At 24.6% G+C, this 22,701-nt stretch carries 16 protein-coding genes and 1 pseudogene; 10 read left to right on the top strand and 7 right to left on the bottom strand.

The features are described 5' to 3' along the window. Nucleotides 1–213: 213 nt before the first annotated feature. Nucleotides 214–717, top strand: a complete 504-nt coding sequence (locus T523_RS04510; RefSeq protein WP_042707729.1) for an amino acid-binding protein — start codon at nucleotides 214–216, stop codon at nucleotides 715–717. A gap of 590 nt (nucleotides 718–1,307) precedes the next feature. On the opposite strand, the gene T523_RS04505 is transcribed toward T523_RS04510, so the two are convergent. Further along, nucleotides 1,308–1,577: a HypC/HybG/HupF family hydrogenase formation chaperone gene (locus T523_RS04505; protein ID WP_042707728.1), complete on the bottom strand. Its 270-nt coding sequence runs from the start codon at nucleotides 1,575–1,577 to the stop codon at nucleotides 1,308–1,310. Nucleotides 1,578–1,756: 179 nt separating this feature from the next. On the opposite strand from T523_RS04505, the gene T523_RS04500 reads away from it, so the two are divergent. Next, nucleotides 1,757–3,043: an FAD-dependent oxidoreductase gene (locus tag T523_RS04500; RefSeq protein WP_042707727.1), complete on the top strand. Its 1,287-nt coding sequence runs from the start codon at nucleotides 1,757–1,759 to the stop codon at nucleotides 3,041–3,043. 179 nt (nucleotides 3,044–3,222) lie between these two features. Here the strand turns inward: T523_RS04500 and T523_RS04495 are convergent, their stop codons facing one another. The 3 genes from T523_RS04495 to T523_RS04485 form a co-directional block, all read right to left on the bottom strand. After that, complete coding sequence (locus T523_RS04495; RefSeq protein WP_042707726.1) at nucleotides 3,223–4,311, bottom strand: glycosyltransferase; 1,089 nt, start codon at nucleotides 4,309–4,311, stop codon at nucleotides 3,223–3,225. 280 nt (nucleotides 4,312–4,591) lie between these two features. Continuing rightward, nucleotides 4,592–5,515, bottom strand: coding sequence for a cell wall biosynthesis protein (locus T523_RS04490; RefSeq protein ID WP_232229037.1), 924 nt, complete (start codon nucleotides 5,513–5,515; stop codon nucleotides 4,592–4,594). 278 nt (nucleotides 5,516–5,793) lie between these two features. Continuing rightward, complete coding sequence (locus T523_RS04485; RefSeq protein ID WP_042707724.1) at nucleotides 5,794–6,855, bottom strand: mRNA surveillance protein pelota; 1,062 nt, start codon at nucleotides 6,853–6,855, stop codon at nucleotides 5,794–5,796. Nucleotides 6,856–7,126: 271 nt separating this feature from the next. Between T523_RS04485 and T523_RS04480 the strand changes: the two genes are divergently transcribed. From T523_RS04480 to T523_RS09280, 8 genes and pseudogenes are all read left to right on the top strand, one after another. After that, entirely contained in the window at nucleotides 7,127–8,434 is a 1,308-nt protein-coding gene (locus tag T523_RS04480; RefSeq protein ID WP_042707723.1) for a prephenate dehydrogenase, read from the top strand. 701 nt (nucleotides 8,435–9,135) lie between these two features. Continuing rightward, the gene (locus T523_RS04475) at nucleotides 9,136–11,346 is read left to right on the top strand and encodes a CDC48 family AAA ATPase (protein ID WP_042707722.1); all 2,211 of its coding nucleotides are present in this window, start codon (nucleotides 9,136–9,138) and stop codon (nucleotides 11,344–11,346) included. Between the two features lie 719 nt (nucleotides 11,347–12,065). Continuing rightward, nucleotides 12,066–13,340 carry a phosphomethylpyrimidine synthase gene (gene thiC / locus T523_RS04470; RefSeq protein WP_042707721.1) on the top strand — a complete coding sequence of 425 codons (1,275 nt, stop codon included), beginning with the start codon at nucleotides 12,066–12,068 and terminating at the stop codon, nucleotides 13,338–13,340. A 9-nt stretch (nucleotides 13,341–13,349) separates the two neighbouring features. Beyond that, on the top strand, nucleotides 13,350–14,999 hold the full coding sequence (locus tag T523_RS04465) for an ATP-dependent DNA ligase (RefSeq protein WP_042707720.1): 1,650 nt from the start codon (nucleotides 13,350–13,352) through the stop codon (nucleotides 14,997–14,999). Between the two features lie 494 nt (nucleotides 15,000–15,493). Further along, nucleotides 15,494–15,892 (top strand): exodeoxyribonuclease VII large subunit, encoded by a 399-nt coding sequence (locus tag T523_RS04460; protein WP_042707719.1) that lies wholly within the window; start codon nucleotides 15,494–15,496, stop codon nucleotides 15,890–15,892. Nucleotides 15,893–16,524: 632 nt separating this feature from the next. Continuing rightward, entirely contained in the window at nucleotides 16,525–17,886 is a 1,362-nt protein-coding gene (gene glmM / locus T523_RS04455; protein WP_042707718.1) for a phosphoglucosamine mutase, read from the top strand. A gap of 45 nt (nucleotides 17,887–17,931) precedes the next feature. Further along, nucleotides 17,932–18,000, top strand: a pseudogene (locus tag T523_RS09390) (zinc-ribbon domain-containing protein); the annotation flags it as partial. A 342-nt stretch (nucleotides 18,001–18,342) separates the two neighbouring features. After that, nucleotides 18,343–18,639 carry a hypothetical protein gene (locus T523_RS09280; RefSeq protein ID WP_042707717.1) on the top strand — a complete coding sequence of 99 codons (297 nt, stop codon included), beginning with the start codon at nucleotides 18,343–18,345 and terminating at the stop codon, nucleotides 18,637–18,639. Nucleotides 18,640–19,211: 572 nt separating this feature from the next. Here the strand turns inward: T523_RS09280 and T523_RS04445 are convergent. The 3 genes from T523_RS04445 to hisC form a co-directional block, all read right to left on the bottom strand. Then, nucleotides 19,212–20,348: a tetratricopeptide repeat protein gene (locus tag T523_RS04445; RefSeq protein WP_042707716.1), complete on the bottom strand. Its 1,137-nt coding sequence runs from the start codon at nucleotides 20,346–20,348 to the stop codon at nucleotides 19,212–19,214. Nucleotides 20,349–20,524: 176 nt separating this feature from the next. Further along, nucleotides 20,525–21,235: an anaerobic ribonucleoside-triphosphate reductase activating protein gene (locus T523_RS04440; RefSeq protein WP_042707715.1), complete on the bottom strand. Its 711-nt coding sequence runs from the start codon at nucleotides 21,233–21,235 to the stop codon at nucleotides 20,525–20,527. A 152-nt stretch (nucleotides 21,236–21,387) separates the two neighbouring features. Continuing rightward, nucleotides 21,388–22,485 carry a histidinol-phosphate transaminase gene (gene hisC, locus T523_RS04435; RefSeq protein WP_042707714.1) on the bottom strand — a complete coding sequence of 366 codons (1,098 nt, stop codon included), beginning with the start codon at nucleotides 22,483–22,485 and terminating at the stop codon, nucleotides 21,388–21,390. Nucleotides 22,486–22,701: the final 216 nt, after the last annotated feature.

The following is a 22,701-nucleotide window of genomic DNA, read 5'->3' as shown; positions in this document are numbered from 1 at the left end:
TTAAAAATAAAATATACTATTATTAGATTCTAAATTTAATAAACTCAAAAAAAAATTTAAAAATAGAAAAATAAACTTATTTTATTACTAATTAAAGAATATAATTAAAAATTAAATCTTATTTTAAATAGAAATTTTCTATAAAAAATAAAACTTTATATACTTTACAATATAATTATACAATAATGAACAAAAAATTGGAGTGTTGTTAAAATGTGGGAAAAAGTAAATAAAAAATTTCAAAAATATCCAGCAAGAATCAGAGTAGTCCAAAAAATGATAGAATTAGGTCTTAGAGTATCTGATGATGGTAAAATTTATTGTGGAGACTTAAAAATTAATGAAGCTGCACTTGCTAATGTTTCTAATGTAGATAGAAGAGCTATTAAATCAACAGTAGATATAATATTAGAAGATGATGAACTAAACACCATATTTAAAAACATTATTCCTGCAGGAACATTACTTAAAAATATTGCAAAAAATTTAGGTCTTGGAGTAATTGAGATTGAAGTAGGAGAAGAAAGTAATGGAATCCTTGCTGCAACAAGTAAATTAATTTCAGATAAAAATATAAACATTATTCAAGCATATGCAGAAGACACATACTTAGAAACAGATCCAGTACTTACAATCATTACTGAAGAATCAGTACCTGGAGATTTAATTAATGAATTTTTAAAATTAGATAAAGTAAAAAGAGTTTCAATATACTAATCTAATTAAAATTCATTTTTTTTAAATTTTAAAATTAATTGATAAAAATTCAAAAAAGAATTTAAAAACTTATAAATAAAAAAAACTATTTTTAAATTATAAATAAAACCAATACTAATAATTTAATAAATATTAGATAAAAAACTATTTCTAAATTATAAATAAAACCAAATACTAATAATTTAATAAATATTAGATAAAAAACTATTTTTAAAATAATTAATAATTAAAAATTATTAAAATATAAAATTTTATTATTTTTTAATTCTGTTGAATACTATTTTTCTATAATAATTTAAGGGTATTAATACTTAAAAATTAAATTTAAAAAAAAATCACTCTAAAAAAATTAGAAAGATTTCAACAAAGCAATTTAAAAACTATTTTCTTTAAAAATTAAATTTCAAAATATTAATTTTTAAAATTTAAAAGATATTAACTTAAATTAAAAAATTTAAACAAAATTAAAAAAAAGGATATATTATTATAAATTTTAGTTTTAAAATAAAAAATAGATATTATTCATTTAATAAGATTTATTTAAAATAAAAAACAAGAAAAATAAATAAAAAAATAAAGAAGTATATAAATTAAGCTTGATCAGGATGAGCTGCAGCCCATTCTTTATCTTCTTCATCTAAAACTTCTAAAAGTTCATCCCAAGCTTCTAAAGATTCTTTAGCTGCTTGTTCAGTTAATTTTTCAATAGCATAACCTGCATGAATAAGAACATAATCCCCAAGTTCTACATCAGGTAAGAGATTAGATTTTGCAGTTTGTCTAACCCCACCAAAATCAGCAGATAATAATTTATTTTCTTTATCTAATTCAACAACTTTTGCTGGTGCTGCTATACACATAATATACACTCCTCTAAAGTTATTTTCAAAAAATTTTAAATTTAATATTTATTCAATATTAATATAATATAACAAAGTATATAAAAATTTTTAATTAAATTTGTGAAAATATAAAAAAGTAATATAAAACAAAAATCATATATTAAAAATAAAAAAATTAAAAAAACTAAGGTGTAATTATGGAAAATATTGTAATAGGTTCAGGACCTGCAGGAAGAGTAGGATCTATTGAACTTGGAAAACTAGGAGAAGATGTAATTCTTATTGAGAAAAAACATATTGCTGGAACATGTTTAAATGAAGGTTGTATGGTAATATGTGCATTAAATGATATAAGTCGTTTTTTAAATAATAAACAAAAATATGAAAACCATGGATTCATAAAAGGAAATATTGAACTTGATTATAAAAAACTTACAGAAAAAATTAAAGAAACCCAAGAAAAATTAAGAAAAATAGAACAAAAAGAAAATGAATCTGTTGGAAATAATGTTATTTTTGGTGAAGCTAAAGTAGAAGGAGATACTGTAACGGTTAATGGAGAAAGTTTTAACTTCAAAAATCTCATGGTTGCTACTGGAGGAAGGCCTTTAATACCTAAAATAGAAGGTGTTGAAAACGGATATCTTAGCAGTGATATACTTAACTTAAAAGAAATTCCTAAAAAATTAAACATAATTGGTGGAGGAATCATATCCGTAGAAATAGCTAATATATTCTCAAGTTTTGGTAGTGAAGTCAATATATTTGTAAGAAGTAAGTTATTAAAAGAATTAAATCCAAAAACTAAAAGATATATTCTTAAAAATTTATTAAATAAAGTTAATATCTATGAACATAGTGATGTTTTAGAAATTAAAAAAGATAAAATTATTACTACAAAAGGAGAATTTGAAGGAATTACATTTATATGTACAGGCAGAGTTCCAAATTCTGAAATTGTAAAAGATATAGTTAAATTAAATCCAGATAACTCTATTGCAACAGATAATATGATGAAAACAAATATTGATAATATTTATGCTGCAGGTGATGTTACTGGAGGATATAACTTAACACCTATTGCAAGAATGGAAGGTATAACTGCTGCAAGAAACATGGCGGGATTATCACAAATAGTGAAATACAATAATATTCCACAATCAATAACATTAGATATGCCCGTTAGTTTTATAAACAATAATAAAAATTCAGAAAATACAAAATCAATAAGTATTCCAGGGCTTGCTGGACCAGAAACATTTTGGAATATTTTAAATGGACACACAGGATTTACAGAGATAAATTTCAATGAAAACACAAAAGAAATTGAAGACGTATATTCTATATCCCCATCATCATTAAGTGACATAGCATATATGACATTATTAATGAATATTGGAGTAGATATGGAAGAATTTGATGAATTTATTGAAGTTCACCCAAATACTGATGCTGTATCCAAAATAATGAAATATATGTATTAAATAAAAATCAATATTAATCAATTATTTAAACAATAAAAAAAGTAGTTTTATTTAAAATACTTAAAATTTTTAGAATAATCTTTCTTAAAATTGATTTTCAAGTATTAACTAAGTTTAAATTTTTATAAAAATAGTTTTAAAGAAAAAAATAGAATATAATTTTAATTATATTTTATTTATTAATCTTTTTTACATTCTTTTAAAATAATATTTGCAATATTTTCAGCAGAATTAACAATTTTTTCACTATAATCTTCAGTTCTTAATTTAACTTCATCAAGATTAGACATTACTTCTTCAATAACGTCACTTAAATTATCATTATCTGCTTCAAAAACAGCACCCTTAAATACAGAAGCCATATTATGATATCTACCATATTTAACTCTTAAAAGTGCAATTGAAGGAAGATTACATACCATTGCTTCTTGAAGCATCATACCATCATCAGTTAAAACTGCAAGATCAGCAAGTTCATATAAATCTTTTATCCAATCAATATAACCAAGATAAATCATATATTCATCATCAAACCAATCGTAATATTCTTCTTTTAATGGAAGACCAACAAGAACAATATTATATTTATCAGTAATTTTTGAGTAATCTGCTACACCACGAGCCATTTTTTCAAATATTGTAGAGCCAGAAGAAAATAAAATTGTTTTTTTATTCTCATCAAAACTTATTGCATTAGGATTTTTTTCTTTTTCTTTTTCAGAATGTAATTTAATCTTTTCTAAAGCAATTTCTTTGTTTCCTTTTAATATATTTGGAGCAACTGGAAAATAAGATTTATAAACATTTTCTGGAATTTCTTTTTCTCTAAACATATGTGCTTCTGGAAATACAATACAAGTATTAAGTTTAGTACATACTTTAGTATCAAGTGGAGTACTTAAAATACCAACTGCAGGGGTTTTAGCAAGTTTAGCTCCAATACAGCCAACTACAGCACCTCCACCAATAACCCCAACAACAACATCTGCTTTTATTTTTTTAATAAGACGTCTACTTTCAAATGCAGCTTTAATTGTTTTAAATCCTGCTTTTATAGTTGTAACTTTATTTGCTGCATGACCACCTGCTTGAGGAATAGAAATCTTATGCCATGAATATCCATTTCTTTCAAATAAAATACCTGGAGCACTAGAGTCAAGTGCAAGTTCACAATCTAAACCTTTAGACTCTAAAGCTTTAATAATATTCATACCAATTACTGCATCTCCACCTAAACCTCTTCCAGTAATAACAACTAATGCTTTCATATAATCTACCAATACTTAAATTTTAATTAAATTATAATTTATTTTTCTTAATATATTAAAATAATTCTTATTAAATATTAATTAATAAAAATATTTAAAAATAGCTAAAAATTAATTTATAAAAAGAATAGTTAAAATATTTAAATAATAATAAAATTTATTAAAAATCATAAATATTATTTCAAAATTAAAAACTAGTAAATTTCTATATTTAAAATAAAGTTAACAATAAAATACTTTAGACAATAGATAAAAACTAAAATAAAAAATGAAAAAAGAATTAATAATCTAAACGGTTCATCCTATGTGCCTCTGGATTAAATAATAATCTTCTAGCACCTAATGAAATAGCTAAATTATTATGTGTTTCTGGTTGTTTATCTTTCCAAATTAATTTTCGAATATAATCTCCAAGTCCACCACCAGTTAAAACATCCATAACATAATCCATAAATACAGGATTATATAATTCCATTTTTCTTATAAAGAACTCATTTAATGTATTTCTTCTTACAAATGCAATTAAGAATGTTGTTATAATAAAGAACAATATTACTGCTGGAAGTCCTCCAAGCATATAAAATGAAATACCTAAAGCAATAGCTAATGTATGATTTCCAACTTCACCTAACATGATTTTACCTGAGAAATCAAGTGGAGAATAAGCAATTGTTGCTACTAAAATTAAAAGAGGTGTGTAAAATGCTGGAATTTCTTCAACCATTGGTCTATTAAGTAATACCATACAAACTGCAACTAAAGCACTTATAATAATTGTAACAATACATGTAGATCCTGGTTGCATATCAGATATATTAACGGGTTGAATTAATAATGCAATGAATATTGAAGAAACTCCTAAACCTAAATAGAAACCTGCAATCATTACACAAATCATACCAATTCCACGGGAAAGTTGACCCCATTCCATAGAGGAATTCCCAATAGTTTTTCTTCCAAGTAAATCATCAATTAATGCAAATATTCCCATAATAAGAACGAGATTATTATATCCAGAAGGTAGATAAAAAATCAAAACAAGAAATAAAATAATACCTACTGCCCTAGGAGTACCTCCCCTAACATTAGGGTAAAGATTTTTTATATATCCCTTTTCACCTAACCTTCTAAAAACAATATCTATTAAACCAGTGCCAATAAATGTTAAAATAAATACTGTAATTAATGCATTTATAATTCCCATATACATAATAATCTTAATCCTTTTTTATAAAAAATTAATAGAATATATGATTATAAAATTAATTAGAAATAGTCTTTTAAATTTTTATAAAACTTCTCAATAATCTATTTTTAATTTTTAATATATATAATATTTTTTAAAATATTTTAAAATAAAATATTAAGATTAGTATTTAATGAATAAAAATTTTAAAATAATTATAATATTATTATAATTTTAGACTTTTAAGTTAAATTTAGAAAATTAAATTTTTAAGATATAGAATAATATATTAAAAATTAAGAAATAGGATATCTTAAAATAGCAGCCATTCCACCTAAAGCTTCAAGCTGTTTACCTCCTTCATGTTCATTACTAATAATAGTGACTTCTCCACCCATATTTTCTGTAAGGTCCATTAACTTTTCAATATTATCATCCTTCATATATATATCAAGAATTAATAATTTTTTAACTGCACCCATATTAATTGCATTTTTAGTTTGACTAAGACCATAAACAACAAGTCCAGAATTTTTAGATAATAATTTAAGTAAATTATTAATATCTTTCATTTCAAAAGCTACTCTATTTTCAGTAGTTAATTTCTCAACTGTCCCTTTTTTGAGAACTTCTTGTATACCTACACGTCCACCTGAACCTGTTGATTCAATAATAGATTTTTTAGCAAGATCATTATAATTATCTTGAAGAAACTTAAGAAAATCATTCTTAGCAAATCCAGGACCTGCAATAACAATACTCTGAATATCTTTGTATTTGTATATAATTTTAACAATATTTTGATAAAAATCAATTATTTCTTTATTTCTATTTTTATCAATAACTCGTTTACCAGAAATATTCCCAATAACTGGACCATAATATTCAATACCAAATTGACGTATTAAACCAAATGTTACAATATTTTCTTCAATAAGAACTATAATTGCAGATAATTTTTTAGAAGCTTTTACAGCTTGTTGAAGTCTTTGAATATCCCATTTTGACCATTTTTCTTTTTTGATTTTAAGTGGAGTATTAAATTTAACTTCAATAGTATGATGAGAACCAAGAGGAATTAAATCTTCTGGACCTTGAGTTATAGAACCAGTAAGACGTAATTTACCTGTAAACATGTGAAAACTTATAGATTCTATTTGAACTTCAAGAGTAAATGTTTTTTTAACTCCTCTATCACTTCTAAGTTTATCACCAGAAGTATCTTGAATACGTCTTGTAGTTTTAGATGTAATAAAATCTCCATTTTTAACAATATGAGATAAATGCCAAAGATCATCTAATGTTTCTGGAATAACTTCTATAATTTCTTCTTTTTGATTTTGATAAGTTATTTTCATTATTACACCTATTTATTTTAATAAAAAAATTAATAAATTTCAAATAATATAAAATTTTAAAATACCTAAAAAATAAGTTTTTAATAAAATATATAATTTATATAATATATTAAGTTTATAATTTTAATATGTAATTATATAATCTAATTTAAAATTAATAAATTATATAAAAATAAAAATTTAAATGAAATAATTTTTACATAAGAAAATAAAATATTTAGATTTAGAAAAAAATTAAAAATATTATAAATAAATAAAATGATTTGATACCATGAAAATTGGAATTATCGGTGGAACAAAAGGTCTTGGAAAGACACTTGCTTGCTACTTAAAACATGACAACTTCGATGTAACTATTACTGGAAGAGATGAAAAAGTTGGAAAAAAAGTAAGTCATAAACTCAATGTAAAATATACAAGTAATAATCTTGAAGTTGCAGAAAATGTAGATATTCTAATTATTTCAGTACCAATACATGTTACAATTAATATAATAAAAGAACTTGCTCCACATATGAAAAAAGGTTCCCTATTAATGGATGTAACTTCTGTAAAAACACAAGCAACTTATACAATGAATAAATATATTCCAGAAGGTGTTGAATCAATCCCTACTCATCCAGTATTTGGGCCACGTACACCAGGATTTGAAGGACAAGTTATAGTTTTAACACCACTTAAAAAAGGTAAATGGTATCCTAAAATATATAATTATTTTAAAAGTAAAAATATGAGGATTATTGAAACAAATTGTAAACATCATGATAATATGATGGGTATTGTACAAGTTTTAACACATTTCTCATATATCTCAACAGCTTATGCAATGGAAAAATTAAAAGTAGATATTAAAGAAACCGAAGAATATGAAAGCCCAATCTATAATATTATGATTGATACTATTGCACGTATAGTCTCACAAAACCCATTTTTAACATACTCAATACAAGAAGAGAATATTAATGGTGAAAATATACGTCAAAAATTTTATGAAGCAGTACTTGAACTTAAAAAAGTGTTAAGTTTAAAAGATCAAGAAAAATTTAAGGAAATTACAATTAAATCTACTAAAAATATGGGAGATATTAAAGCAGCATTAGGTAGAAGTGATAAATTAATTAATACTTTAAGTGAAGAATCAAATTATTTATATGGATCTATCGGTTCAGAAATTGGTTTAAAACATATTTATTCACAAAATATACATGTAGGTATAGTTAAATCAATTAAAGATAATTTCGTAACTATTAAAAATAAAAATAATAAAGAAGAAAAATTAAAAATTTCCAATGTTAAAATTCTTACAAATGAAGAATTATTAAACTGGAAAAAAGACAATTATAAACTTTATACAGAATCAATTAGTTGTGTTTTTAAAAATAACTCTAATAAATATATAATTGCTAAAGTCATTGAAAAAATGGATGATATTACTAATGTTAAAATAACTGATGAATATACAGGTCCTCAAATCAATGATAATGAAATAAGTTATACCTATGAAATAAGTGGATTAAATAAAAAATCTATAGAAGATGTTAAAAAACTTATTATAGGATTTGGTGGAGTAATTAGATAATTAATATAAAACTCCACTTAAACTTTTAAAACACTTAAAAAAAACACTTACTAATTTTAAAAACACAAAAAATAATAAAAAACACATATACTAATTTTAAAAACATGAGTAATAATAAAAAAATTATTACTACTTTTAAAATAATACTACTATTTAATAAAATAAATATTTAATATTAAAAATCTTAAATTAAAATACTACTTTTTAATATATAATAAGATTAATAAAATATTTTAAGTATGCCTAAATATTAACTAAATATACTTTAAAAAACTAAAAAGATTTTAAATAGAAAAATTCTAATAAATTTATATAATTTAATGAATTTAAGAATTAAATAAAGTTTTTTAGATAAAATAAGAATTTTTATAAAATTAAAGAAAAAAATATAAAAAATAAACAAATTAAAAAAATCCAAAAAACCGAAAACTTTATATATAAGTATATGCAAACTATATTATAGTTACTAAAAGTAACTTTAAAGAAAACAAATAGAAATAATTAATTCAAGAAAACTGAATTGATTATTTCGTATAAATAAATTTAAAAATTTAGAATTATTAATTTACATTAAAATTAACATTAAAAATTAAAAAGAAACTTAAATAAAATTTTAAGTACTTTAAGTTAATTTAATATAAATATTAATAACTTATACTTATTATTTATTGAGCTTCAACATTAATAAGGAGATGATTATTATGACTGAAAATAATAATAAAAATCCAACATTAAAAGTTGCAGAAGCTTTATCACAACGTGATATTGGTCAAGGTATTGCAAGAATTGACCCAAATGCAATGAGTGAATTAGGTCTTAAAGAAGGAGATATCATTGCTATTAAAGGATCAAAATTAACTGCTGCTACAGTAGTAGCATCACAATCAGATATTGGTCTTGGAATTATAAGAATTGATGGTACTATTAGGAAAAATTCTGGTGCATCAATTGGTGAAGAAATTGAAATTAAAAAAGCTGATGTAAAAGAAGCTAAAAAAGTTGTTCTTGCACCAACTGAGAATAATGTTAAAATCCAAGGTGACATTCGTGGATTATTCATGAATAAAATCATGGTTAAAGGAGATATTGTAGGCTCTGGAATTAAACCATCAATGTTCAATGGAAGCCGTAGCCCATTTGATGACATGTTTAATAATTTCATGGATATAACTCCAATGGGTGAATTGAAATTTGCAGTAGTTTCAACCCATCCAACAGGAGTAGTTAAAGTAGGTCCAAATACACAAATAAGTCTTGAAGATCATCCAGTAGATGTATCAAAACTTGAAGGTGTTTCAAACCTTGTAGATGTAAGTTATGATGATATTGGTGGTCTTAAAGATGAAGTTAGAAAAGTAAGAGAAATGATTGAAATTCCTCTTAAAAGACCAGAACTCTTTGATAGATTAGGTATTGCACCACCAAAAGGAATTTTAATGCATGGTCCACCAGGAACTGGTAAAACATTACTTGCAAAAGCAGTAGCAAGCGAAAGTGATGCACACTTTATTGCAATTAATGGACCAGAAATCATGAGTAAATATGTAGGTGGATCTGAAGAAAACCTAAGGGAATTCTTTGAAGAAGCTGAGGCAAATGCTCCATCTATCATATTTATTGATGAATTAGATGCTATTGCACCTAAAAGAGAAGAAACACAAGGTGAAGTAGAAAGAAGAACTGTTGCACAACTTCTAACTTTAATGGATGGTCTTAACTCCAGAGGACAAGTAGTGGTCATCGGAGCAACTAACAGACCAGATTCATTAGATCCAGCACTTAGAAGACCTGGAAGATTTGATAGGGAAATTGAAATAGGTGTTCCTGACAAAGATGAAAGGAAAGAAGTACTTGAAATCCACACAAGAAACATGCCTTTAGCAGAGGATGTTGATCTTGATAAAATCGCTGAAAATACTCATGGATTTGTAGGTGCGGATCTTGAATCATTATGTAAAGAAGCAGCAATGAGAGTTGTAAGAAGAATTATCCCAGATATTAAATCTGAAGATGAAAAAATCCCTGAAGAAACTCTTAAAAAAATTGTTGTAACTAGAAATGATTTTAAAGAAGCATTAAAAGAAATCCAACCATCTGCACTAAGAGAAGTTCTTGTACAAATTCCAGATGTAAAATGGGATGACATTGGTGGATTAGAAGATGCAAAACAAGAATTAAAAGAAGCTGTTGAATGGCCATTAAAATATCCTGAAAAATTCAAAGAGTTCCATGTTGAACCACCTAAAGGAGTATTATTATATGGTCCACCAGGAACTGGTAAAACATTACTTGCAAAAGCAGTAGCAAACGAAAGTGATGCTAACTTCATTGCAATTAAAGGTCCAGAACTCTTATCTAAATGGGTAGGAGAATCAGAAAAAGGTGTAAGAGAAGTATTCAGAAAAGCAAGACAAACTGCACCAACAGTTATCTTCTTTGATGAAATTGATTCTATTGCTAATACTCGTGGAAGTGATGCTGGAGGTTCTGGTGTTACCCAAAGAGTTGTTAATCAATTACTTACAGAAATCGATGGAATGGAAGATCTTCATGATGTAGCAATTATTGCTGCAACTAACAGACCAGATATTATTGATCCTGGATTAATGAGACCTGGAAGATTTGATAGACATATTAAAGTTGATACACCTAATGAAGAAAGCAGACTTGCAATCTTCAAAGTTCATGCAGATAAAATGCCTCTTGCAGATGATGTTGACTTAGGAAAATTAGCAAAACATACTGAAGGTTATGTTGGAGCAGATATTGAAGCTGTTTGCCGTGAAGCTGCAATGTTAACTTTAAGAGAAAATATGGATGCTAAAGAAATCCATATGAAAGCATTTAATAAAGCTATGGACAAAGTTAAACCAAACAAAGAAGATACTGATGAAATGGTTCAATATTTATAGATAAAAAATAACCTCTATTATAAATAAAAAGCCATAGAACTTAAAAAAGTTCTAAACATCCCAAGTGTTTATAAGACCAATCCACTTATAAACACTTAATTAAATTTAAATAAATTAAAAAAATCAATAAATGTTTATAAATTAACCTACTATAAACATTTAATCTACCATAAGTAAATATAAATTATTTAAATAAAAAAAGCAATATGGAAAACCATAAAATTAAAAAATCTCTCTTAAAAATTTTAAAACACATAATTAGAAGACTCAAATAAAACACATAAATCATAAAATTATAAACACGTAATAAAATTAAAATAAAAAATTATCATTTTTCTTCTGCTATGATAATTAAAATAAAACAAAACAAAAGAGAATACACTTAGTATATCTCTTAAAATTCTCTTAAATATCGAAATATAAAATTTTACTACAAAAATAATAGGAATTAAATTATTTTTAAAATAATTTAATTCTTATTTTTTTAGATATATGTAATACTTTTTTTAATAAAATTAATAATAAAGATAATTTTTAATAAAAAGCTTTTAAAATTTATTAAAATAAAAAACTTAAATAGAAAATATTCTAAAATAAATATAAATTATTAAATCAAATAATATAATATTTAGAATTATATTTAATTTATAAATTAAAAAATAAAATACTAATTTTAAATTTATTATTAAACTTATTAACAATGAAAATGAGGGGTTAAATTGACTCAAATGACTGAAGCTAAAAAAGGTAACATTACTCCAGAAATGAAAGCTGTTTCCAAATATGAAAGAATTGATGTTGAAACAATAAGAAGAAAAATTGCAAATGGTACAATTGTAATACCTAAAAATGTTAATAGAGATACAGATGTACGTGGAATTGGATCTGGTCTTTCAACAAAAGTTAATGCAAACATTGGATCTTCAAGTAAAATAGAAGATAAAGACCTTGAAGTTAAAAAAGCAAAACTTGCAGTAGAATACGGTGCTGACGCAGTAATGGATTTAAGTACGGGACCTAAATTAAATGAATTTAGAAAAGCAATACTTAATGCTATAGATGTACCTTTAGGAACAGTCCCTATTTATGAAGCAGGAGCTCATACTTTAAATGCAAATAAAGAAATTATAGATATGGATGAAGATTTAATTTTTAAAGTTATTGAAAGCCAAGCAAAAGAAGGAGTAGACTTTATGACCCTTCATTGTGGAATTACAAAAGAACTTGTCCCTAAAATTCAAGCACAAAAAAGAAAAATGGGAATAGTATCACGTGGAGGAACCTTCCTTGCATCATGGATTCTACATAATGATAAAGAAAATCCTTTATATGAAAATTATGATTATCTTCTTGAACTTGCACTTGAATATGATATTACCTTAAGTTTAGGTGATGGTCTACGACCTGGTTGCTTATTTGATGCAAGTGATATTCCACAAATACAGGAATTAGTAAATCTTGGAGGACTTGTTAAAAGAGCACAAGCTAAAGGAGTACAAACAATGGTAGAAGGTCCTGGACATGTACCTTTAAATCAGATACAAGCAAATATGGAACTAGAAAAAACATTATGTCATGGAGCACCTTTCTATGTTCTTGGTCCAATTACAACAGATATTGCACCAGGTTATGATCATATAACCTCAGCAATTGGTGGAGCAATAGCTGCTTCTAGTGGAGCAGATTTTTTATGTTATGTAACTCCTGCAGAACACCTTTCATTACCTTCACTTGATGATGTTAAAGAAGGAGTTGTAGCATCTAAAATAGCTGCTGAAGCAGCAGATGTTGCATTAGGTATTGATCGTGCACTTGAACGAGAAAAAGCAATGGCAGAAGCAAGACGTAAATTTGATTGGGATAAACAATTTGACTTAGCAATAGATAAATCTAAACCAAGATTATATAAAAATAAATGTAAAATTGATGATGAAGAAATGTGTGCTATGTGTGGAGAATTTTGTGCTGTTAAAATAGCTAAAGATGATTTTTAGGACGATAACATGAAATATCAAGAATTAGTTGATGTTTATGAAAAATTAGCTGCTACAACAAAAAGATTGGAAAAAACAAATATCCTTTCAGAATTTTTAAAAACAGTAGATAGTGAAATCCTTCCAGAAGTTAGTTTAATGTGTCTTGGAAGAGTTTTCCCATCATGGAGTGAAGAGGAACAGGGAGTAGGCGATAAACTTATAATGAAAGCTGTAGCAGATGTAGTTGGAGTTAGTGTTAATAAAGTTGAAGACGAAGTAAGAGAACAAGGAGATATTGGTGCAGCTAGTGAAAAACTTTTTGGAGAGAAAAAACAAATGACTTTTTTCTCAAAACCTCTTACAATTGAATTTGTCTTTAAAAATCTTAGAAAATTAACAAAAATTACAGGTAGTAAATCAACTTCTCGTAAAATATCAATTATTCTTGAATTATTATCTTCAGCAAGTGGAGTAGAATCAAAATATATTTGTAGAACCATTGTAGAGCAACTACGTATAGGTGTTGGTGAAGGTATATTAAGAGATGCAATTGCAGATGCTTTTTCAATTGATAATAAGATTGTTGATAGAGCATATATGTTAACAAATAATATTGGACTTGTTGCTAAAGTAGCTAAAGAAGAAGGTTCTGATGCACTTGCAAAATTAAATTTAGTACCTGGAACTCCTGTAAAATTAATGCTTGCCCAATTATCAAAAGGAATTGATGAAAGTATTAATGAAATGGGTCTTGCTCTAATTGAAACAAAATATGATGGAATAAGATGTCAACTTCATAAACATGGAGATAAAATTACTTTATTTACAAGACGTCTTGAAAATGTTACAAATGCAATTCCAGAAATTGTTGATGCAATACGTGAAGCCTTCCCTGATGAAGATTTTATTGCAGAAGGAGAAGTAATAGCAACCCGTAATGGTAAACCTTTATCATTCCAAAACATTTTACATAGAGTAAGGCGTAAATACAATATTGAAGAAGCAATGGAAAATATACCATTAGAAGTTTATTTATATGATTTATTATATTATAAAAGACCACGTATTGATGATCCAATAATAGAAAGAAGAAAAACACTTGAATCAATAGTTACAACATCAGATATGGTACATCTTAGTGAACTTGTATTATGTACACCTGAAAATACACAAGATGCAAAAAATTTATTTAATAAATCAATTGCAGAAGGTCATGAAGGTATAATGATTAAAAATGCTAATGAACCATATATTCCAGGGGTTCGTGGTAAAAAAATGCTTAAATTTAAAGCAGAACCAGAAAACTTAGACGTTGTTGTAGTTGGTGGAACAAAAGGAATTGGAAAAAGAGGAGATTTTATAGGATCATATCTTGTTGCATTACAAGATAAAGATGAAAATCTTAAAACAGTAGCTATGGTAGGTACAGGACTTAGTGATGATCAACTTGAAAAACTTACTAAAAAAATGGAAGAATATAAAATTGTAGAAAAAGGTACTAAAATTAAAGTAGAACCAAAAATAATTTTTGAAGTTGCATATAGTGAAATTGTAAAAAGTCCAGAATATGAAGCAGGATACTCTCTTAGATTCCCAGTTGTTAAAAGAATAAGAGAAGATAAAGGAGTTAAAGATATTGATACTGTTGAAAGATTAGAATCTATGTATAATGGATAAACTTCTTTAAATTATTTTAAATTTTTAAATTATTAAATTTAGAAAAAAATTAAAATTTAAAATAAAATATCTTTTTTTAAAAGAACCATTATTCTAACTTTGTTGAAATCCTCAAAATTTTTATAAATAAACTTACTTAAAAATGATTTTCAAATATTTTAATTCTTATTTAAATCTTTATAAAAAATTGTTTTCAACAACTCTTATTTTACAATATTCAAAATAAAATTAATAACAGCTTATTTTTATAAATTAAAAATATTATTAAATATACTATTAAATTATCTTTTTTTTAAAATTTAGAACTTAATTCTAAGATAATCACATAAAAGAATTAATTATTTTAATAAATTAAATAATAGAAAATATTTTAAAATGAAAAAAATATTTAATTTAAAAAATAAGTTTACAACATTAAAACTTAAAATTAAATAAAATAATTCAAAAATAGTAGTTTAGAGTTTGTAAATAATACAAACCCTAAAAGAAGAAATATGATTATTAATGATAAAACCATATACAAAATAGCACTTATTACTAGTATAATTGGTATAAGTATATTAATTATAAGTTCTGCATGGGTAGAGCCTAAAGAAATGAGGATTAAAGAAATTACAAGTAATAATATAAATGAAAAAATTACAATTCATGGAGTTATTACAGAAATCGATTATTCATCCAGTGGTAAAACTTGTTTCTTAAATCTAAATGATGGAACGGGTAAAATCAGAGTAATCATATTTCAATCTGGACTAGAAAATTTTGAAACACAAGGAATTAATATTTCTGATTTTAAAAATAGAAATGTTAAAATAACTGGAACAGTCAGTGAATACAATAATAAATTAGAAATAACTCTTGATGATTCAAAATTAATAAAATTAGAAAAATAATACCCAAATCTAAAACTATAGAAAAAATAAGCCTAAATTAATAAAGTTATAATTACTTTATTAAATTTAGGTTTCTAAAATAACTATTTTTTAAAAAATTTAATTTATATACTCATTAATGGAATAAATAAGATTTTAAGAAAATAATAATAATCTAATTTAAATCATTAAACTTAAAAAAATTTATTTTTAATTTAAAAAAAATATTTCGTTAAAATCCATTAATTTAAGATAAAACTATCTCCACTCTAAAAAGAAATAGATTTAAATTAAAATCCATTAATTTAAGATAAAACTACCTCCACTCTAAAAAGAAATAGATTTAAATTAAAATCCATTAATTTAAGATAAAACTACCTCCACTCTAAAAAGAAATAGATTTAAAAAAAATTAAAATTTTAAATAAAATAAGTTTTCAATACCATTAAAATAATTATAAAAAACTTTAATATTTAAGGTATAATCTTAAAAAAAAAAATTATAATTAAAATAAGAAAGAATTAATAAAAAAAAGTTTATTAATTAATTATTATAAAAATATAAATAATCTATTTAAGATTTATATTAAAAAACTATTTAATTAAAATAGAATTACTTAAATAAATATTTAAAATTAAACTAAAGGTTATAATATGGTTAAAAAACGATTATTTGGAACTTTTGGTGTACGTAGAGTAGCAAATGAAGTTATGACTCCAGAATTTGCTTCAAGACTTGCAGCAAGTTATGGTACACTTGTACAAGGAACTGTAGCAATTGGTGGAGATACAAGAACCTCAACACCAATGCTTAAACATGCAATTACTGCAGGATTATTATCCTCAGGATGTGATGTAGTAGATTTAGGAATACTTCCAACTCCTGCAATACAATATGCAGTAAGAAAATATTATGATGGTGGAATTATAGTAACTGCTTCACATAATCCTCCAAAATATAATGGTCTTAAATTTGTAGATGAATTTGGTATTGGAACACCAGATGACATGGAACTTAAAGTTGAAGAAATGTTCTTTGATGGAGAACCTAAAAGAGCAAAATGGGATGAAATTGGAAAAGTATATACTAATGACAATATAATCTCAGAATATATTAATGATGCAATAAGTAGAGTAGATGCAGACGCAATTCGCAAAGCAAATCTCAAAGTTGTTGTTGATTGTGGATCTGGAGCAGGTTCTTATACAGCACCATATTTACTTAGAAAACTTGGATGTGATGTTACAACCTTAAATTCACAAGCAGATGGACATTTCCCTGGACGTAATCCAGAACCTATTGAAGAAAACTTACAAGATTTAATAGCTACTGTTAAAGAATTAGGTGCAGATATTGGTCTTGCTCATGATGGAGATGCAGATAGGACAATATGTATTGATGAAAAAGGAAACTTTGTTCTTGGAGATAAAACATTTTCACTTGTTGAAAAAGCAATGCTTAAAGAAAATAATGGAGGAACCATTGTAACTACTGTTGCAACTTCTACAGCAATTTATGATATTGCAGAAGAATATGGTGGAAACGTTATTGCAACTGCAGTAGGAGATTTACTTGTAGCAAGGAAACTTAAAGATACAAATGGACTATTTGGTGGAGAAGAAAATGGAGGATTAATTTTCCCTGAATTTGTTTATGGAAGAGATGCAGCAATGACTGTATCAAAAATCTTAGAAATTATTGCAAAAGAGAAAAAACCATTATCAGAACTTGTAAGTGAACTTCCAGTATATCATACTGTAAAAATGAAAACAGAATGTCCAGATGATCAAAAAGAAGAAGTAATGTCTAGAATAGCTGAAGAAATTAAAAACACAACAGATTATAAAATAGACAGAACTGATGGAGTTAAAATACTAAGAGAAGATGGATGGTTAATTATAAGACCTAGTGGAACAGAACCTATCTTTAGATGTTTTGCAGAAACAGACGACATCAATAAATCTAAAGAAATGACCGAATGGGGAATTTCACTTGTTAAAAAATATTTAAAATAGGTTAATTAATATTAATCCTATTTTATATACTTAAATTAAGGGGGAATTTTCACGAAATGTCCAAATTGTAATGCTGAAATCAGAGATAATGCTAAATTTTGTACAGAATGTGGTGAAAAGGTTTCAACAAATAAAAAAGAAATAAAAAATAAACAGACAGAACCAATTGATAATATTAGTAAAAAAAGATTAGACAATGGAGAAAAAGAGGAACATAAAATAAAAGAAAAATATACAAAAAACAAAAAAGAACCTATAGTAAAAGAAGAAAATAGAATAAAAGAATTAAATAAACATACAAATGTACTAGGATTATCTATTGGATTTGCATTTACAGGTTTATTCTTATTTTTAACATATACATTTTATGGAATATTTTATTCTAATGGAATCATAGATTTTACAACACAACTCTTTCTTACAATAGTAAGTTCAATATTCTTTGGAACATTTATTATGGGAATTACTTCTTGTGAAAATTATATTGACAGTAAAGTAAATGCAATAGTATTTTTCTTAATAACTACTAGTTTTGAATTAACAAGTGGTGGAATTTATTATATCCTTTACGATGTAATTACTAATGCACTTAACCAATTATCAACTGCTTTTGGTGCAATAGGAACTTCTAATCCTGGAGATTATGGAATGGTTATAATTTTAGATATAATAATTTTAATTCTTGTTAGTGGATTACTTGTTTTCTGCGGTACTTATCTTGGAACTTATCTTAAAAAAGTATATAGTGAATAACTATATTCTTTTATTTAATTTAATTAATTTTAACTTATTTTAGACATTTATTTAAAATTTCAATTTTTTAGTAAAAGACTTATTTTTAAAATTATATTCTAAGAAACTTAATAATGAGTCTGTTGAAATACTATATTTTATAATAATTTAAACCGTATTAATACTTAAAAATTAATTTTAAGAAATTTTATTCTAAAAATTAGAAAGATTTCAACAAAGCATTAATAGTTTAAAAAAAGAATTTTATACAAATATAAGAAACTTAATATTTATTTTTGCTTAACTTTAAATAAAAAATCTTTAAAATAATGTAAATAGAAACTATTGTTAAAATAAAATAATCTACTAAAATATTAATAATAAAATAAAATTATAAAAGAATAATAAAGACAAATATAAAATAAATTAAGTTAAGAACAACAATAGAAAAATAATAAATAAACATATACATTAAATAATTAAAAATAGAGTAAAAAAAATAATAAACAATTATACACACAAAATAATTAAAAAAAAAAAATAAGATAAAAAATTAAGAAAAACATACAAATAGTTAAATTAATAAGATTTAACTAAAAATTTTCAAGACATTCCATTTTAAGGAATTTAGCATCATCATTATTTGGATTAATTGCTAAAACTTTAGTAAATATATTTTCTGCTTCTGCAAATTTTCCAAGTTCCATTAAAGCTACACCTTTATTAATTAGGAATGATTCATTATCTTTTTCAATAGAAATAGCTTTATTATAACAATCTAATGCTTCAGAAAATCTACCTAATTCTAAAAGAGCATTACCTTTACGATTTTGAGCAGATGCATCAACTTCAGAGTCATCAAGACATAAAGATAATGTTTTATCATATGCTCTAAGTGCATCTTCTGGCCTTTCTAAATCAGTTAAAATGTTTCCAATTGCATTCCAAACTTCAGGATCAGAATCATCAATATTTAATAAAATATTATAAACTTGAAGTGCTTCTTCTAATCTATTTAAAACTTCAAGAATAAAACCTCTCCAATATAAAATAGAAGTATCTCCTGAATTAATTTTAATAGCTTCATCACTAGCTTTTAAGGCCTCTTGAGGATTACCAGAATTTAAAAGTGCAATAGCTTTATTATTCCAAATATATTCATTATTTTTATCTATTTTTAAAGCTTTATTATAACAGTTTAATGCCTCTTTAAATTTACCTAATCTAGTAAGATTATCTCCTTTTTTGTTTAAAAGGTAAACATCATTAGAATCATATTTTAAAGCAGCAGAATAACATAAAACAGATTTATCATATTTACCACTATCAAATAATATATCTGCTCTTTGAGTTATCATAGCTTTTTGATCTATTTTATCACCTTTCCAATCATCTACATCTAATTTTTCAAAATAAATGATTTGGAAAATATCTTCATCCTTAAGAGGTTTAACATACATCTTCTTAAATTCTTTAACCATCTCTTTTGAATTTTCATAACCCTCTTCTTGAGCTAAGTTATCATTATTTTTAAGGTCTTTAAATTTAATTAATTTTATGTCTGTAACTTTAGCTTCAAAAATTTTCTTTTTTTCTTTAGAAACTAAATTCCAATAACAATAAAGACGGTCTCCAACCTTTAAAGGATTTTTCCATAATTTTCTAATAGTCATCCTTTTTTTACCAGTTATAATATTAATATTCTGACTACCAAAGGACAATATAGGCATAATAACAACACACAAAATTATTTTTTTAAAATTTAAATATAAAAATTGTTTAAAAATTAAATATATTAAATAATTATCTAAAGATTTTCATTAATTAATATATTATCTATTTTATTATAATAATAAGTTTTCACTAAAAAATAAAAAATAAAAAATAATTAAATAGCTTAATTAAATTATTTAATAATTTCATTTCCAAATTCAGCAGTTTTTAAGAAAACTTCAGTATCTCTAAGATAATACTTTTTAAGATATTGTGCAAATTCTTTCATATCTAATGCATTTGGACTATCAATAGTATATAAACGTTGATCTAAAACATTTCTATTTCTAAATTGTTGTAATGTATAAATATCACATTTAACAGATTTTGCAATTGTTTCAACATCAGATAAAGACATGAGTTTAGGAACATAAGTTGTTCTACATTCAAGTACTACATCATCTCTATTATAAACCATTTCCATAGATGATTTAACAGCATCTCCAACAGGAGCACCTATTACCTCTTTATATTTATCAAAAGGGACTTTAATATCCATAGCAACATAATCAGTATAATCAAGTAAAGGTTCTAATCTATTTGGATAAACAGCACTAGTATCTAATTTAGTTTCAAGTCCAATATCTTTTGAATATTTCAATATACTTAATACATCATTAGATTGTACAAGTGGTTCTCCACCAGATATAACAACTGCATCCATAAAATCAGCATTATGATTAATAAGCTCTAATACCTCATCTAAAGGTTTTTCTGTTTTATCATCTAATAATTCTGGATTTTGACAATAAGGACATCTTAAAGGACATTGTGATAAAAATATCATAAAAGACATTCTACCATGAAAATCAACACTTGAAACAACTGATCCGCCAAAATACATCAAATCACATCTATATAGTAATTTAAATAATAAATAATAATTAAAAATAAATTAAATTTAACTAATTAAATAATTAAAAGCTAAACTAAAAAATAACTTAAATAATTAAATAATTAAAATATTTTAAAATAAAATTAAAATACGATAATTAATTATTCTACAATAGTATGTAAAATATCAATAAATCTTTTATCTTCTTCTAAAGTTGCAATACTTATTCTAATCCAATATTCATCAATACCTTTAAAAGAAGTACAATCACGTACAATTACACCTTTTTTCATTAATTCACGAGTAAGTTCTGCAGCAGTATAACCTGTATCATGAACATCAATTAACATGAAATTTGATTTTGATTTAAATACATGTAATGTTTTAAATTTAGAAACTTCATTATATAAATATTCTCTTGATTCAATTCCTTTAGCTGTGGAATATTTGATAAATTCTTTATCATTAAGTGTAGCCATTGCTGCAACATAAGATAATCTAGTAAGAGAAAATACTGGTTTAATTCTTAACATATAATCAATTGTTTCAGGATCAGATAAACCATAACCTACTCTTAAACCAGCAATACCCATAACTTTAGACATTGTTCTTATAATAAAAACATTAGAATAATCATTAATTAGTTTAGATTGAGTTTGTTCTGAATATTCAAAATATGCTTCATCAATAACAACTAAAGCATCAGTAGCCTCAATAATAGTTCTTAAGTCTTCTTCACTTACAACTGCCCCAGAAGGATTATTAGGTGAACAAATAAAAATTACTTTAGTTTTATTAGTAATTGCATCTAAAACAGATTGAACATCTAAAGTATTATTATCCATATTCCATTTAGCATAGACTGGTACTGCCCCATATGGTTTAAATAAAAATTCATAATAAGTATATGTTGGAAGAGGTGTTATAAATTCATCTCCAGGGTTTATGAAAGTTTTTGCTAAAACATCAATAATTTCATCTGCACCATCACCAGAAACAATTACATTTTCAGTTTTAACACCAGCATATTTTGCAAATTCACTTCTTAATTTTTCTAAATCAGTTTCAGGATACCTGTTAATAGTATGAATTTCACTTTCAATTGCTTTAATAGCATTTTCAGATGGTCCCCATGGATTTTCATTAGAACCTAATTTAATAATATCCTCTTTATTCACACCGAATTCATTAGCAATCTCATCCTCAGACCTTCCAGGTACATAAGGATCTAATTTCTTTACAACATCTCTTGCATTCATTTTAAAAACAACACCTATATTTATAAAAAAAATACACTTTATAAAATTCTTATTAAAATAAAAGTAAAATAGAATTTCAAAAGTTAAATAATAAAATTTAAAAAAGAAAGATAAAAGTATTTAATATGTAAAAAACATGAAAAAAATAAATTAAAACTTATTTAATAATTAAATAAAAAATAAAGATTAATTTAAATATAAACTCTTTAATCATAT

The organism is Methanobrevibacter wolinii SH, assembly GCF_000621965.1.
GTDB lineage: Archaea > Methanobacteriota > Methanobacteria > Methanobacteriales > Methanobacteriaceae > Methanarmilla > Methanarmilla wolinii.
The sequence above is the reverse complement of the archived record's forward strand: the minus strand, read 5'-3'. Positions and strand labels throughout refer to the sequence as shown.

Coding starts and splice junctions, on each gene's coding strand:
- T523_RS04500 (WP_042707727.1), top strand. CDS start 1,757: ATGGAAAATATTGTAATAGGTTCAGGACCTGCAGGAAGAGTAGGATCT.
- T523_RS04505 (WP_042707728.1), bottom strand. CDS start 1,577: ATGTGTATAGCAGCACCAGCAAAAGTTGTTGAATTAGATAAAGAAAAT.
- T523_RS04445 (WP_042707716.1), bottom strand. CDS start 20,348: ATGCCTATATTGTCCTTTGGTAGTCAGAATATTAATATTATAACTGGT.
- T523_RS04475 (WP_042707722.1), top strand. CDS start 9,136: ATGACTGAAAATAATAATAAAAATCCAACATTAAAAGTTGCAGAAGCT.
- T523_RS09280 (WP_042707717.1), top strand. CDS start 18,343: ATGGGAATTACTTCTTGTGAAAATTATATTGACAGTAAAGTAAATGCA.
- glmM (WP_042707718.1), top strand. CDS start 16,525: ATGGTTAAAAAACGATTATTTGGAACTTTTGGTGTACGTAGAGTAGCA.
- hisC (WP_042707714.1), bottom strand. CDS start 22,485: ATGAATGCAAGAGATGTTGTAAAGAAATTAGATCCTTATGTACCTGGA.
- T523_RS04495 (WP_042707726.1), bottom strand. CDS start 4,311: ATGAAAGCATTAGTTGTTATTACTGGAAGAGGTTTAGGTGGAGATGCA.
- T523_RS04485 (WP_042707724.1), bottom strand. CDS start 6,855: ATGAAAATAACTTATCAAAATCAAAAAGAAGAAATTATAGAAGTTATT.
- T523_RS04465 (WP_042707720.1), top strand. CDS start 13,350: ATGAAATATCAAGAATTAGTTGATGTTTATGAAAAATTAGCTGCTACA.
- T523_RS04460 (WP_042707719.1), top strand. CDS start 15,494: ATGATTATTAATGATAAAACCATATACAAAATAGCACTTATTACTAGT.
- T523_RS04440 (WP_042707715.1), bottom strand. CDS start 21,235: ATGTATTTTGGCGGATCAGTTGTTTCAAGTGTTGATTTTCATGGTAGA.
- T523_RS04510 (WP_042707729.1), top strand. CDS start 214: ATGTGGGAAAAAGTAAATAAAAAATTTCAAAAATATCCAGCAAGAATC.
- T523_RS04490 (WP_232229037.1), bottom strand. CDS start 5,515: ATGGGAATTATAAATGCATTAATTACAGTATTTATTTTAACATTTATT.
- T523_RS04480 (WP_042707723.1), top strand. CDS start 7,127: ATGAAAATTGGAATTATCGGTGGAACAAAAGGTCTTGGAAAGACACTT.